Origin of the sequence: Rufibacter immobilis (assembly GCF_003721565.1) — a bacterium.
Taxonomy (GTDB): Bacteria; Bacteroidota; Bacteroidia; order Cytophagales; family Hymenobacteraceae; genus Nibribacter; species Nibribacter immobilis.
Map to the genome: position 1 here is coordinate 402,636 of NZ_RJJE01000001.1, position 14,646 is coordinate 417,281.

A 14,646-nucleotide genomic window follows, 5' to 3' on the forward strand; every position below is an offset into this window, starting at 1 on the left:
CACAATAATTACTTTCAAAACTAAACCAAAACTTCATTTAAACGTTTAAGAATTTCTTATCAGCGCATTATAATATAAATATTTCATAATATCAGTTAACATCCTTCCTGAGGTTATATCATATCCTCAACATATATCGTACCTTTGTTAAAAAATTTACAATAACATAAACCCCTAACTTCCATTAGAAAAATATAACCTAAAAATAGTCTATCTAAGAAGTTTGTTCTACGATGCTATCTACAAAGTTTGAAAAGGGAAGTTTGTATGTTATAGTCAAGAGACACGGTTAAACACAAAGCCAGGGAACATTTTAAATATTCCACTTATACAAGTTGAGTGTTACTACCGCAATAGCTATTGAAACTGCGCCTAGATTCCTAAAAACCTTACCCTTCATCACAAAGAAGCCCCTGACAGCGAATTAGCAGGGGCTTCTTTGTGATGAAGAAAGAGATAGTATTAATTAAACCCCAACCCAATACCGGCAGACGCCGTTGAATATTTGGAAAGAGTATACTCCCCATACAAGGAGAAGAAGGCTAGTTTAAGGCGCAAACCGGCCGTGGCTCCCCACTGGGAGTCCTTCATATTAAGCGTCACCGGATTCTCCAGGTCCTCTACATATTTAGCATAAGGGGCGGTAGTCCGGTAAGCCACTACTGGATATCTTCCCTCTGCATTCAAATCAGTCTCAATGTTGCTGTACCGCACACCCGCATAGGCAGTGAGCACACTTAGGGTCTTTGAAGCTACTAAACTGCCGGTCCAGGCTTTGGTAGTTAACCGGATAGCTTGGTTGTCATAATAGCCTTCCTGCAATTGCTGGGAGCTCGCAAACGCTCGGTCTCTCGTTGCCAACTGCACATCAATACCTCTATAAGCACTCTTCAAATTGGTGTAACCCCCAAAGACGGTAATGTCAAAACCGGGAATCATACTGATGACCGGAATCCACTGTTTAATCCCATGTTTAAGCCCTACTCCCCACAACTCCCCTTCAAAGTCATCAAACTTTACCTTAGGGGAAAACCTAACCGCTATTTCGGTGTCTTTGACCAGCCCTAAGCTAACCTGCGCCATGGGCACCGGCAAAAAGCTGAAACCCGCTCCCTGCGGGGAATTGATTTTAGCGATTTCCTCATCCCGGCCGTTGAGAGGGTTTCTAGCCACAAGGGTAAGTTCCGGCCCTTCCTGGTCATTTCCTAAAACGGTAGGCGCAATAGAATTCCCGGGGTTAAACTTAACCTGGGTAAGGCCCAAGGCCTGCAGGTCAAACGTCTTATCTTTATCTGGGACCACTGCGCCAGTCGCAAAGACCCTCACGTCAAAGCGGCCCAGTTTCATGGCTTTGCCCGAGTTAAACCAGCCTCCATTCAGGCTGTGGCCCAAAGATTTGCTGGCGGGCTCCACGTATGCTCCCAATAATTTATTGGCATCCTGCCTTCCGGCCCGCAGAAACTCCCCTACCTCATCCTGCGCCTGGGCGGCAGTAGTGGTCAGGAGAAGGCCTAGCACCGGCACAGCCCAAAAAGAAACTTTAAGTAAAGATTTCATCATAGTACAATATAGTGCACAGGTAGTCAATTGCTACTGCCTGAAGATTTAAAGCCTGCTAACTTCAGCATAAAACTATTCTTTTCAAATAGCTTCGCACCAGAATACGCAGGAGTTAGTAGCCGTTTAGCGGCTCTTTTTCCAAAATTAGGGCAAAACCAGAAGGGTGCTACTGAAAAGTATCATAGGCGAACTTGAGGATGATGCCCGTTACTACCACCAAAAACAGCTTCCGCACGAAACCAGAGCCTTGCGCCAAGGCGATACGCGTTCCCACCATAGAACCTGCAATGCTGCTGATGGCCATTGGAATCCCGATGTGGTAGAGAATATACCCTTTATACCCAAAGTACAGCAGCGCCGACAGGTTGGTAGCCACATTCACCACCTTAGCCGAAGCGGAGGCCGCCAGAAAGTTAAACCCGAAGATCCCCACGAAGATGAACATCAGGAAGGAACCGGTACCGGGACCGAAAAAACCATCATAGAAGCCAATGACCAATCCTACCGCAACTCCATACCAAACTGCCTTGGCAGGAGCTAACCGAGGCGCATGAATGCTCCCGAAGTCTTTCCGGAAGAAGGTGTACACCGCTACGGAGATCAGAAGCACCAGAATCAAGGGGCGCAGCAAACTGGTATCAAAATGACTCACGGCCCGGGCTCCCAGAAAAGAGAAAATAAAAGCCGAGGCCGCCGCCGGAACCAAGGCCCGCCAATTGATCTCCACATTGCGGGCGTAGCGCCACATGGAGACGGAGGTACCCGCAATACTGGAAAGCTTACCCGTTCCGAACACTGTGGGCACCGGTACATGAGGCAGAAACACAAACAACGCCGGCAACTGTATCAGTCCACCGCCCCCCACTACAGAATCAATCAAGCCCGCCAGAAAGGCAAACAGGCACAGGTACAGAATTTCCAACGTCTATGATTTTCGCCAGCAACGCGGCGGATGTTTCTGCAAATATTCTAAAAGGCGCGGGCTATTCAAACACTGCCCAAACAGAAAGTGCGTTTAGCGGCCGTTTTTCCAAAATCTGCTCAAAAACGGCCGCCCACCACGGTGGTTTCTTTAAGGATTTCCTTTTGGCCCTGAAGGTTAAACAGTTCTACCAGCACCACATAGTACCCAATGGCCGCCTTGGCCCCGCCGTCGGTGAGGCCGTCCCACTGCAGCACGCTTTCCGTGCCCAACAGCGTATTGGCCGCCAGTTTCCGGACCCGCCTGCCCTGGGCATCAAAGATGGTGATGTTGGCCACAAAACCCGTCTGCGCCAGTTTGAACTGCAGGAGCAGCGCATCGTCTACCCCATCGCCGTCTGGCGTGAAGGTCTTGGGTTGAAGCGTCAGTTTCCGGTTCTGGAGATTATCCTGCTGGCTTTGTGAATTCTCATAGCCCGGCGTGGCTTTCACAGTGGTGGCGGCAGAATGGAAGTTAGCCGCCACAGATGGTCCCGTAAGCAAGATGCGCTCCAGCGAAATTCCCTCGGCCTCAGAAATGAGCCTGAAGTGCTGGCTGCTCTGATAGCTTACCTCATCCATAATAGTGTCATTGGGCAAAAGCAGCACTACGGTTCCGGCTTCATCTGGATAGGAAGGCATGGAGGGTAAACTTCTATATCTATCTGCCCGCCCTGCCGGATATTCCGTTTGCAGCGCTGCTGGGTCTGCCGTTAACACCAGATATGCCCCGGGCGCCATGATCAGGTTCTGGTCAGTGATGACGCGTGCACTTGCTATCTGCCCACTGGCTCGGTTGGCCAGCCTCCATCCCTGCAAGTTCAGGTTTTTGGCAGATCGGTTTACTATTTCCACAAAATCTACGCCGCTTGGCCTGGGGTTGAACAGCACTTCATTGATCACTACATCACCTTTCTGCGGAGTGGCGGGCAGTAATACCGTTTGTTGCTGAGGTGCCGCCACATTCCCCGCACAATCGCGCAAGCCTTGAACCATTACCACGTATTGTGCATTCTCCTGCATGGCAGAGGCAAGCGTAATTTCCACTTGATTTAACTCTGGCAACAGCACCCGCACTTGCTGCACCGTTAGCCCCGCAGACACTGTATACAAGGAAACGGCAACTGCCTGGGCACTGTCTACGGCTTCATTAAATGTGAGCAGCAATTTAGTGGGAGCAATGGCGGCAACGGCCTGCAGTACGGGAGCGGCTTGGTCTGCCTGTTGCACCGAATTAGTTTGCCCGGGTGTCCCGCCCTGTGGGTTCTCTGAGGCCCTCCACTGTGACGCACCTTTGCAGGAACTATTTACATCTATCAACTCAAGGCTCCAACCACCCTCTTTCTTTGTATTGTCACGGTACCAGTTGGCGGTGTAGCGCACAAAATCTATAATCTGACCATTGGCGTTGAACAGTTCCACGTCATCGCCGGTGTCATTGAGGGAAGGAAACGTGGGCAGCCCCACCACCGGACCATACTCTTTATATAGAGCCGTATCTGCCGCGGCACAAACAATCACGTAAGCACCGGGCCGCAACAAGTACCCCGGAAAAGTAGCGCGGGAAGCCGTTGCATCTGAGTATTGCCAGCCTTGCAGGTTAAAGGTCTTGTCACTGCGGTTATAAAGCTCTATATATTCTGCGGCCGGAAGATCTTGCCGGGGGTTGAAGTCGGGGTATATTTCCGTGATCCTGACATCGCCCGCCTGGGCAATGGGCGCATAGGAGAATGAAGCGCTGAGGTTAGTAGCCGTATTCCCATCTGCGTCTGCCACCCTTGCTACCTGAATTTGGTTGGTGCCGGTCTCAAAATCCTGCTCAAACTGCAGCCGTACCAGCGTTGGCTGGCTCGCTTGCCACTCTACAGAGACAGGAGTTACGCTTCCATTCAGCTTATAAGTAGACGCATTCATAGCATCTGCCTCGGCAATGGGCTCAGAAAAGGTAAGCTCTACCGTTCTTGGTCCGGTAGCAGCAGCACTTACTAAAGCGGGGGCACCAATGTCTTTCACAGTGAAATCATCAAAGAAGAAGCGCTGCGCATTAGCCTGCGAATACCGGAACAAAACTCCGGTGTACGCCGAGGTGGTGTAACGGGCATCCTGCACCGTTCCCTGCACCGCATACTGCTGCCGGGTACCGCTCACGTCCAACTCTAAGGTCCAGGTGTGGGTGGCGGTTCGGGTTACCCTTACCCAAATCTTATTATCTGAGGCAGCTATGGTTTTGTCTGGGCCGTTGATGATTCTGGTTATTGCGGTGCCGTCTTTTCGGTAGAGGCTCACCTCGTCTTCGGTGCCGCCCATACGCACGAAATATCCGCGCAAAGCACTTTTCAGCTCCGGCACGTCTGAGATCAAGTACACCTCGGCATAGTTGCCCGAAGAAGTAGCGAAGGCCAGTTGCGCATAGAACTCCCACTGGGTACTGCCGGCCAAAGAGTTGGCGGTAGAAAGATAAATCACAGAACCCGTCACGGCCGGACCACGGCTCTGCAACTGGCGGGTGGAGTTCACCTGAAAAAAATCAAGATCGCCGCGCCAGGCGGGAGCTTGGGTGAAGTCGCCGTCAGAGAATGATTCCTGTACCTGCGCCCGCAGGCCCGGGAAAACGCTTAGCCACAGAAGAAAGACAAGAAAGAATTGCCTCATGTATAGCCTGTACTTTAATTATAATGAAAAGTTGGCTTACTTTGCAATTGGCCTGCGGCGTTTAGAGCCTGATTTTCAGAAAACAAGCGCTAAACGCAAAAGCCATAACTCTGGAGAAAACCAGCAGGTTCTCTCAGACATCTTATTATATTATATACACCCTTACATGAAAGTAGCTGTAGTAGGCGCCACCGGCCTAGTGGGTGGCGAAATGCTGAAGGTCCTGGCGGAGCGTAACTTCCCGGTAGACGAATTATTGTTAGTAGCCTCTGAAAAGTCAGTGGGCCAGAAGATGGAATTCCAAGGCAAGGAATATACAGTCATCGGCATGGCCGATGCCATTGCGCAGAAACCCCAGATCGCGATTTTCTCGGCGGGCGGCAGCGTGAGCAAGGAAATGGCTCCTAAGTTTGCCGAAGCCGGCACCACCGTGGTAGACAACTCCTCGGCCTGGCGCATGGACCCCACCAAAAAGCTGGTGGTTCCGGAAATCAACGCGTCTGAGCTGACCCCTTCAGATAAAATCATTGCCAACCCCAACTGTTCCACCATCCAAATGGTGGTAGCCCTGAACCACCTGCACAAGGCTTTCAAGATTAAGCGCATTGTGGTGAGCACCTACCAGTCTGTGACCGGAACCGGTAAGAAAGCCGTGGACCAGCTTATGAACGAGCGCGCCGGCAAAGAAGGAGAAAAAGCCTACGCTTACCCTATTGACCTGAACGTGATTCCGCACATTGATGTGTTCACAGAAAACGGCTACACCAAAGAGGAAATGAAAATGGTGAACGAGACCAAGAAGATCATGGGTGATGACACCATTAGGGTAACTGCCACCACGGTGCGTATTCCGGTTATGGGCGGTCACTCAGAATCTGTGAACGTGGAGTTTGAGCAGGATTTCACGCTGGAAGAAGTGTACCGCATTCTACAGGAAACCCCTGGCGTAGTAGTGGTAGACGATGTGACCAACCTGAAATACCCCATGCCTATGGACGCCCACGGCAAAGACGACGTATTGGTAGGCCGCATCCGCCGTGATGACACCCAACCCAATACTCTAAACCTCTGGGTAGTGGCCGATAACCTGCGCAAAGGCGCCGCCACCAATGCCGTCCAGATTGCGGAATACCTGGTGGAGCACAAACTGGTATAAGTTTAGCTTCTCCAGATTATAAAAAGAAAGGCCACCTGCGTAGGGTGGCCTTTCTTTTTGATGATAGAAAGTATTAGCCCGACTATTTCCCGTTGGTCCAGATCACCCGCAGCTCCCGGACTTCTTTAGAGAAGTTAGGACAGGTATCATCGCCGGCATAACACAGTAGATTGCCGTCACAGTCATACACTGCGTCAATGGAGTTTACGGCTGGGTCACAGTTACGGAGCACAAAAACGGTACGCCCATTCAGGTTCCCGGTCTGCACGGCCTGGCAATACTCAGACTTCTGGAGCTCCTGCACCCGCCTGCGCAGCCACTCTATGTTCTGGGTGGGCTCGCTTACCACACAGGCCTTATAAAGCACTTCTTCCTCGCAGCCGGAGAGGGCAAAAAAACAGAAAAAACAGAGAGCGTACAGGTATCTCATAGCAGCAGCTTTGTTACATAGATACCCAAACTACCCTAGAGGTTGCATCTGATTTTCTGCATTTTTGAAGTCCTCCGCTTCTTGCCTATTCCGTAACGTTTAGGGGCCGTTTTTTGAAAAACGGCCCCTAAACAGAGTCAAAAGTAAAGCAACATAAACGCTACTGCTTCATGATCCGGTGTACGGTTTTGCCGTGTTTGGTCTGTACGGTCACTATGTACATTCCTTGCCGCTGATTGGTCAGGTCAAGGGTTACCTTTTTCTCAGTCAGGTTCTCTTTCGCCAGTACTACCCGGCCGAACATGTCTGTCACCTGAATAGAAGTAACCCTGAGCTGTGACTGCGGAATCTCTACGTAGACAATACCTGTGGTAGTAGGTACCGGGTACACTTTCACAGACTGCACATAGTCCTCGTTATCACGGCCTATTTCGTTGGCGAACTTCAGCGGCACCAGGTGATAGCCAGAGGTGTACGGCGGGGCGTCTTTGTACTGCCGCACCACCCCTTCCAGCTTCAGCATTCCGGTGGGCGCTTTCATGTTGTAAAGCGAAGAGGTACTAGGTACGAACATGTTTACCATGCCAGCGGTTGTCTCCAAGGCCACTTCAAAACCATGGTATCCTAAACCGGTAGTCCACTGGCTCTTATCCACCACGTAAGCCCGATGAATGGTCACCGGCACAGACTCCAGCTCCTCACCAATAGCGGTCACGGTAGCCCGCGCAGGCAACGCACTGTTGGTCTTCAGCAGGAACAGGGAATCCACGTCTACCCGCAGCATGCCGTTGTAGTTGCGCAGGACCCCAATGGCGGCCACACTGTCTTTGAGGTTAGGAACAAACGTTCTAAGACCTTTGGCGCTAAGGTACAGTTGCACCGCTTTGCCTCCGCTCATCAGAGACAGGTCCAGGTGCGCTTTAGACAGGTTAGGGCTGGCTACCACCCCTCTCAACAGCACGTATTCGCCTAAGTGGATCTCTTTGCCAGCGGCATCTACCTCACGCGCCTGGGCAATGGTATACTCCCGCAGTTCACGGGGCTCCTCCTCATTGCTGTCGCCGGAAGGCAACACATAGCGGTACACGTTTCCTACGGCAGACGACACAATGTAAGCGGTATCCAAACCAGGGCTCAGGGTAAGACCGCGAAGGTCAGTCCCATGGATTTCTGGCAGTGGCAAGGTCCAGGAAAGTTTCTGGGCCGGATTGCTGTCATCGCGGAAGATAAGCTTGGCCGGTTGGTCTCCGCTGGCGTCTACCACAGCATACATGCGGTTGTTGCTCGCTGCGTAAATAGACTTTGAGTTAGAGACAATCTTGATGGTTTCTTCCAGCTTCCAGTTAATACCATTGGTGCTGGTATACTTGTCGATTTTGTTTCCGGAGATGTAAGGCACATAAAGGGTATTCCCTTCCGGCGACATAGCCGAGGCTCTGGCTACCGAACCAGACGTACGACCCGACAGTGCAGTCGCATCTGCCAAGGTCACCACAGTTTCAAAAGAAGTAGGGTCTGTGGCACTCTGCTTGAAGAGGTAGCTCTTATTCCCCGTCACAGAAGTCACGAAGATATTGCCATTGTCATCTGAAGTTGGGTTGGTGAGCGAAATGTCTGTGTCTACCCGAGCCAGTGGCTCTCCGGTAGTAGCATCCAGTTTGTAGAGAATGGTATTGAACGCGACCAGTATGTTTCCGTCATGGGCCAGGCCAATGCCGGTCACCAGCCTCACCTCATCTCTAAAGCCTTTGAAGTTGATGAAGTGCACATAGGATTTATCGCCTTGGTAGAACTCCAGCTTGTCACTGGTGAGCTCCCACTTGGTCGCATCTGGGTTATGCACACGTACACCGCGGCTGTAGCCCACAGACCAAACCTTTCCTTTTCTGTCTACCGTTACGCCATGGGCATTGGTGGTAGGTGCCGCAGCGAAGGCTGCGATACAGTTCCCGTCTGGGTCTTTTACGCGGCAATCATACACAAAGCCGGGAGCCGGAATCTCAACAGGCCCGGTGATGGGCGCATCGCTTTTAGAAAGTTGCAAGGCTATTGGGTTGCTGATGCTCACGTTCTTCCCGTCTGAGGCAAGAACGCGGTGGTAGAAGGTGACAGGCTGGTTTATAGCGGCATCTCCCAGTAAAGCAAACCACTCTTCCTGCGGCACGCTGTACTCGGTGTTGAGGCCTACTGGCTTATGCAACACTAGTTGCTTGAACTGCGCATCTTTGGCAACCTGGTACGTATAGGTCACGGTATTTCTTTCAGCGTCTGCCTCTGCCTCCCATTTCACGGAGAAGAAGCCTTTGATGTTCCGTACCGGATATACCGTGTCGGTGTCATGGGAGGAAATCACCGCCACTCCGGGTGCCAGGTTGGTTGTTTTATAAAGTTGGGTGCGTACTTCGCCTTCAGGCAGTGAATCAGTTTTGATGAGGACATAGAAGGCGCCCATGCTCATGAGTTCTTTCACGGCATAATCAGCCGGTAGGCTGCCGGTAAAGGTACCGTTCCGGCCATCTGTTGATTCCACTTGCAGGGCAAGTTTCAGAGTGCCTTCCTCGGGATATAGTCCCTGGTATAGAGCCACAGCGGTACGTTCTGGCAAGACAGCGCCTTTCAACCCGCTGAACGAGCCTACAATCCTGATGTCATTGCCTACTTCCACGGTTTCTACCGTGCCGGTGGCTTGCCCTACCGTTGCCTTCCGCTTATTATAAGAAGAAAGTGTACCTACTCCGGCTCCGCTAATCTGCACATCGCGTCTGATCAGGTGGCCATTGGCCCCCACAATCACTTCCGGCAGGCTCTTCTCGTTGAACACCGGCATGGCATCAGCGTCTGGGTGCTTAATCTCGAAGGTGGTATAGACAATGGTGTCCTGTTCCAGGAAAACATCCATCAAAGTAACCGTGTTAGGAGCCACGGCATCATACCCCAGGTATTTGCGCGGCCCGGAACCGGCCGCTCCGGCGTTCATGAAATCCACGCCCCCGTGCTTGCCAGGATAGTACGCGTGGTGGTGACCGCTGATGTAGGTATGCACGTCCAGTTCCTCCATCATGGCCTGCAAGGCGGTGGCGTTGTTCAGGATGTTACCGGCAGAGTTGTATTCCTGCGCCACCCCGTACAGCGGCAAGTGGCCCACTAGAAACCGGAACTTAGCCGCTTTGGCCGCCGGGCTGCTGAACTGCGCGCGCACCCACTGCAATTGCGCTTCGCTGATGTTGGCACTGCTGGCTTCCCATGACACAAAGAAAATATCTGAGTTGGCCGTAGGCTTGTAGGAGAAATAGAACGGATAATTGGTAGTATCTACCGGATGCCAGTTAGGGAAGTTACCGGGCTTTCTCCAGTAGTTGAGGGCTTCCTGACGGTCAACCGGCATTCCGGCGGCGGCATCATGGTTGCCCATGGTGAAGGCAAATGGAATACCCGCTTCACGCAGTGGTTTGGCTACTTTGTTGTCAAAGCCGTTCCACATGTTGGCTACCTGAGTGGCATTGAGAGAGGCCGATTGGCCGGCAATCATGTCTCCGCCAGCTACCACCATGTCTGGTTGCCACAGGCGCGGAATGCGCTGCATGATGCTGTCTACCTGCCACTCATAGGTCACTGATCCGAAACCTGAATTCAGGTCACTGATAACGGCCAACCGGAAATCGCCGCGGGCGGGCATCACTTTGGCTTGGTAGGTGCGGCTGGCGCGGGTGTTGCGTACGTCCGTTACCTCAAACCGGAAATTCACCTTGCTGTTGATGGGGTCTTCCAGCTTGTGGGTAAAGGTATAGTCTTGCTGCGGCTGAGCCTTTAGGGCAATGGTGGCACCCAACTGCTGCTCAGAACCACCGTCTACAGATTTAAAGACCTTGAGTTCTTTCAGGTTGATGTCTGCCACCCGGGTTTCCAAGTTCAGGTCCAGCGTGAGCGGCTGCCCGAACGGATGACGACCAGACTCTTTGCCTTCTTTGAACACCACCTGTGTGAGCGACACCACCCGGTACTCAAAGTTCTTGGACACCGTACGCCCAAAGCTGTCTTCCAGCTCAAAGCGGAAATATACCGGCCCCAGCGGGTCTGAGGCTAAATAGCTGAAGTTGTAAGTTTGGCTGTAACCGCCGTTCAAGGCAATGTCTCCCCCCACTTGCTGCTCCTGGTTTTCGCCTATTTTCTTAAAAACACGCAGTTTTTGCAAAGTAAACCCTGAGTTAGGACTGTTAAGCAAAAGATCAAAGGAGCTAGTGCGGTTCTCCACCACTTCCTCTACCTCCAGGCCATGAGAGAAAGCGATGGAGGGCATGCTCTCCCCTACTTTCACCAGAGACAAGGCATCTGCGTTCACATACTGCCCGCTGGCGTTGTTACTGATGACCACAGAGTCATTAGGACCCAGATCAAAGGTACCCAGCACATTAAACTTGCCGCCGTTTGCCGTTTGGTTCACGCGCACAGTGTCTGGGGCGGCACCGCCGGTACGGTAGATGATGTAAGGCGTATTGGTGCTTCGGTTGCTGGCGGCCACCCACCAGGCGCTGAGTTCATAGCGGCCCGCCGATATTCCTTTCAGTTTATAAGAGGCGTATTTGGAGCCGTCTCCGGTGGTCATGAGCCGCGACTTGGACGTACCGTAAAACCCAGTGTTGGAAGACTCTGACCAGGCTCCACCCCGCTCTGCGTAGAAAACAGGATTGTCTGTATCATAGACGTGGGTACGGCGTTTCAGGATCAAGGCCGTGGGCACCGGACGCTGCAAACCCGCATCTGAAGGCCGAATGGTCCATTTCCCGTTCACTGACATAGCAGATGAGCCGCCACCGTCTAAGTTCATGGCTTCTTGAGCGCCAATGCTCACCAGCACATCTGCTAGTTGCGGCAGGGAAAGCCCGGCACTGATGCCATCGTTTCGGCCCTCTACCACCATCAGGATCACTTTGTTGTCTGCGGTGCGGCCAATGGCGGTGCGGGGTTCGCGGTTGTCGCCGCTGGCCCACATGAGTTCTTCGTCTTTGGTCATGCGTTTTACGCCGTTGTGCACCAGCACCGGCCCAGCACCCAGGGCGGTGGTAGCTGGCCATAAAGCCGCTCCGGCCGGGTAAGTAGCAGTGGGCTGCTGCTTCAGCTGGCTTACTGGATTGGGATTGGGGTACTGGTACATGGTGTTGGCTGAACCCACGTGGTAAATCCAGGCAATGTCGGCAATGTTGCCTGGCAAAATCCCGAAGGCGCTTCGGGTGGGGTAATTTCCGCCCGAGGATTTCGCATTGATGGCCAGAATTTTTCCATCCTGCACAGTAGTACCCATGGCCTCATAGGTAGTGGTATTGAAGAACCCGCCGTTGATCACGGCGTACACCGGCTCTTTCTCTAAAGCCGCCCAGGCATCGGGCGTTTTCCCGGAACCGGCTCCGGTACCGCCGCCGTACACGGCCTTGAACTCCATGTTAGGGTCATTGAGGTCTATCAGGGTGTAGTACATCCTGAGCGGGGTCACGCCTGGCGCGGCGGGGGTTTCAGAATAGAAAACTTTGATGGAGGGGGGAAGCCCGGCATTGAGTTGTTCGGGCTGGGTCCAGGTGTATTGGGCAAAGAGCGGCTGCCCCCACAGGAGCAGGCACGCCCATAGCACCATCCGGACTTTCTGGGAAAGTAGATGTTTTTTCATTGACGATTAGGTTAAGTTAAGGGGGGTAAGTTGAAACGTATATAGCACCCGCTGTTGGCAGGCATGGGGTAAGCGTTCACTTCATTAACTAAACCAGCTCATCTTCCTGGCGGCTGTATTCTCTTCTTATCTTTATAGGCTAGGGGTAGAACTGCTTTCCAAAATAGAAGATATTCTATTGATCACCAACTATTTCTTTAATATTTTTATAAAAGTAGCTATACTTTTTATCAATAAGTTAAAACTAATATTACCTGTGCGTTAAAAAATAGAAAACAGGTCAGCGGCAACGGCCAAAAAGAAAGGCGCCGGTAGAGTAAAAGTGAGGTTGTTCTTAACACCTCACTTTTACTCTACCGGCGCCTTGGAGCTGACACTGCTGTTTATCTTTCCGTTTAGGGGTTGTTTTTTGAAAATCAGCCCCTAAACGTCTTCAACTACTGGTATTGGATGTACAAGGGTTTGGGGTTGAGCGCCAGCACTTCTTTAGGAGTGTACAGTTTGGAACCGGGCTTCTTGGTATCATTGTAGTAGAAAATCTTAAACCCAGTGTACTGCACCGGTTCCCGTTTAATATAGGTGTTGTACGTGTTCTTCTTCAGCGCCCTGTCGCCCCAGCCGTCCATGTGCATGACAAACTGCACGTTGGGCCGCAGCTGAATGTTTTTGTAATTGGTGACCATACGCTTGGTGAAGCGGTGCACCACCAGAATCTTGGGCGGCAGGTTGTACCTAACGGCCAGGTCATTGAGAAAAGCGGTGGCGTAATTGATTTCCTTCGCGTCTAAGGTACCAATCTTGCGCCCCGGCACGGCACCGTTCTTCATGGCAAACTCAGGGTCAATGCCTAGGTGCACCTGGGGTAGCTTGAGGTACTTCTCCAGGCGGGGCAACTCGGCCTCTACCGTGCTCTGCCCTATCTGGATGTCCAGAAACACAATGGCGTTTCTTCTGGCGGCCCAGGAAATCACGGTATCGGCTAGGTGGTCGCTCATTCTGAGGCGGTACATTCCCCCTTTGCCGGGTGCGCCCTGTGCCGTCACGAAGATGAGGTGCAGGGCCGGTTGTACCGGAGTGGCGGGGTCTGCCGCCTGCCAGGCTTTCACTTCACCGTCCAGCTTCTCCAGCATTTTATCCGGGGCTATCTCCCCCAGAATGCCCATGCGTTTAGAGAGCGGATTTCCGTAATAGGCCACAATGCGCTTGTGCGGCAAAATAGCCCCGGGTTTGGAGGCAGCCTCGTCTTTCACTACAACAGCAGGCGCGGCGGCGGCTGAGTCTGGGGTGGCGGTGGTATCTTTAGCCGGCACCGGAGCCGAAACCGTTTTTTTGGTTGTGTCAACTGCCGTCTGGCTAGAATCTGTTTTGGGTACGGAGGAACCGGAAGCCGGAGGAGTGCCGGTTTCTTTTCTGGCGCCTTCTGAGCTGCAAGCCGCCAGGAATCCAAATGCTAGTACATATAAAAACTGCCGACAGCCCTTGCCTTTCCGGATCAAATCAATGTTCATGGAGTACTACTGTAATAAGTAAATCTGTGTTCCCGCAGAAACGGGTCTGGAAGATAGGCTTTTTCGCTTGCTTCTCCATAGGAATTGACCAAACGCCGTGAATTCTGCGGCACGGCGTTGAAAAACTGGCATCTCGCTTCATTCTCTGTATTTATAGCGCTAAAATGAACTCGTTCCCTTTTTTAGTTTTGCGTATATAATACCTTTACTGATCAATTAGCGCTCCCACCATGGAAAAGATAAACCGTGTCCTTTTAATTGACGACGACGACATCACCAACTACATGAACAAGAGGGTCTTAAACAAGATTGAGGTTGCGCAACAGATAGACGTAGTCACAGACGGCCAAGCCGCCCTCACTTATTTAAGCAGTCCAGAGCATTTGCAGGCTACGTTACCCCTAGACCTGATTCTGGTAGACATCAAAATGTCTGGTATGGATGGTTTTGACTTCCTGGACCGCTATGAACAGCTGCCGCCGGCCCAAAAAGCCAAAAAGCTGTTCGCGCTGTCTTCCTCGGCCAGCTTTTATGACCTGCATCGCCTCAAAGAATTCTCTGACGTAGACGGCCACCTGTCAAAACCGCTTACCCAGGCAGATGCTCTGCACCTCATCAAAGAGCACTTCGGCTCACAGGACGAAGGCGCTTTGTAGAAAACTTTTCCCGGAGCGATCAAGAAGGAAGCCGCCTTGCGTTTAGGGGCCGTTTTTGAAAAAAC

8 protein-coding genes are annotated in these 14,646 nt (G+C 52.0%); 2 read left to right on the forward strand and 6 right to left on the reverse strand.

Annotation, left to right across the window (positions count from 1 at the left end; translation table 11 throughout):
• Positions 1-462 precede the first annotated feature (462 nt).
• The 3 genes from EFA69_RS01755 to EFA69_RS01765 all read right to left on the reverse strand — a co-directional run bounded on the left by EFA69_RS01755 (position 463) and on the right by EFA69_RS01765 (position 5,172).
• A complete protein-coding gene (locus tag EFA69_RS01755; RefSeq protein ID WP_123131358.1) occupies positions 463-1,560 on the reverse strand; it encodes a DUF6588 family protein in 1,098 nt (365 codons plus the stop codon).
• 166 nt (positions 1,561-1,726) lie between these two features.
• Entirely contained in the window at positions 1,727-2,482 is a 756-nt protein-coding gene (locus EFA69_RS01760; protein WP_123131359.1) for a sulfite exporter TauE/SafE family protein, read from the reverse strand.
• Between the two features lie 119 nt (positions 2,483-2,601).
• Positions 2,602-5,172 (reverse strand): lamin tail domain-containing protein, encoded by a 2,571-nt coding sequence (locus EFA69_RS01765; RefSeq protein WP_123131360.1) that lies wholly within the window; start codon positions 5,170-5,172, stop codon positions 2,602-2,604.
• 166 nt (positions 5,173-5,338) lie between these two features.
• On the opposite strand from EFA69_RS01765, the gene EFA69_RS01770 reads away from it, so the two are divergent.
• The gene (locus EFA69_RS01770) at positions 5,339-6,328 is read left to right on the forward strand and encodes an aspartate-semialdehyde dehydrogenase (RefSeq protein WP_123131491.1); all 990 of its coding nucleotides are present in this window, start codon (positions 5,339-5,341) and stop codon (positions 6,326-6,328) included.
• A gap of 82 nt (positions 6,329-6,410) precedes the next feature.
• On the opposite strand, the gene EFA69_RS01775 is transcribed toward EFA69_RS01770, so the two are convergent.
• The 3 genes from EFA69_RS01775 to EFA69_RS01785 all read right to left on the reverse strand — a co-directional run bounded on the left by EFA69_RS01775 (position 6,411) and on the right by EFA69_RS01785 (position 13,925).
• Positions 6,411-6,758: a DUF6970 domain-containing protein gene (locus EFA69_RS01775; RefSeq protein WP_123131361.1), complete on the reverse strand. Its 348-nt coding sequence runs from the start codon at positions 6,756-6,758 to the stop codon at positions 6,411-6,413.
• 160 nt (positions 6,759-6,918) lie between these two features.
• The gene (locus EFA69_RS01780; RefSeq protein ID WP_123131362.1) at positions 6,919-12,417 is read right to left on the reverse strand and encodes a phosphodiester glycosidase family protein; all 5,499 of its coding nucleotides are present in this window, start codon (positions 12,415-12,417) and stop codon (positions 6,919-6,921) included.
• A gap of 437 nt (positions 12,418-12,854) precedes the next feature.
• A complete protein-coding gene (locus EFA69_RS01785; protein ID WP_245964466.1) occupies positions 12,855-13,925 on the reverse strand; it encodes a hypothetical protein in 1,071 nt (356 codons plus the stop codon).
• A 230-nt stretch (positions 13,926-14,155) separates the two neighbouring features.
• On the opposite strand from EFA69_RS01785, the gene EFA69_RS01790 reads away from it, so the two are divergent.
• Positions 14,156-14,581: a response regulator gene (locus EFA69_RS01790; RefSeq protein WP_123131363.1), complete on the forward strand. Its 426-nt coding sequence runs from the start codon at positions 14,156-14,158 to the stop codon at positions 14,579-14,581.
• The last annotated feature ends 65 nt before the right edge of the window (positions 14,582-14,646 follow it).

Excerpts from the sequence above, each read along its gene's own strand:
- EFA69_RS01785 (WP_245964466.1), bottom strand. The coding sequence starts at position 13,925 with ATGAACATTGATTTGATCCGGAAAGGCAAGGGCTGTCGGCAGTTTTTA.
- EFA69_RS01765 (WP_123131360.1), bottom strand. The coding sequence starts at position 5,172 with ATGAGGCAATTCTTTCTTGTCTTTCTTCTGTGGCTAAGCGTTTTCCCG.
- EFA69_RS01775 (WP_123131361.1), bottom strand. The coding sequence starts at position 6,758 with ATGAGATACCTGTACGCTCTCTGTTTTTTCTGTTTTTTTGCCCTCTCC.
- EFA69_RS01755 (WP_123131358.1), bottom strand. The coding sequence starts at position 1,560 with ATGATGAAATCTTTACTTAAAGTTTCTTTTTGGGCTGTGCCGGTGCTA.
- EFA69_RS01790 (WP_123131363.1), top strand. The coding sequence starts at position 14,156 with ATGGAAAAGATAAACCGTGTCCTTTTAATTGACGACGACGACATCACC.
- EFA69_RS01780 (WP_123131362.1), bottom strand. The coding sequence starts at position 12,417 with ATGAAAAAACATCTACTTTCCCAGAAAGTCCGGATGGTGCTATGGGCG.
- EFA69_RS01770 (WP_123131491.1), top strand. The coding sequence starts at position 5,339 with ATGAAAGTAGCTGTAGTAGGCGCCACCGGCCTAGTGGGTGGCGAAATG.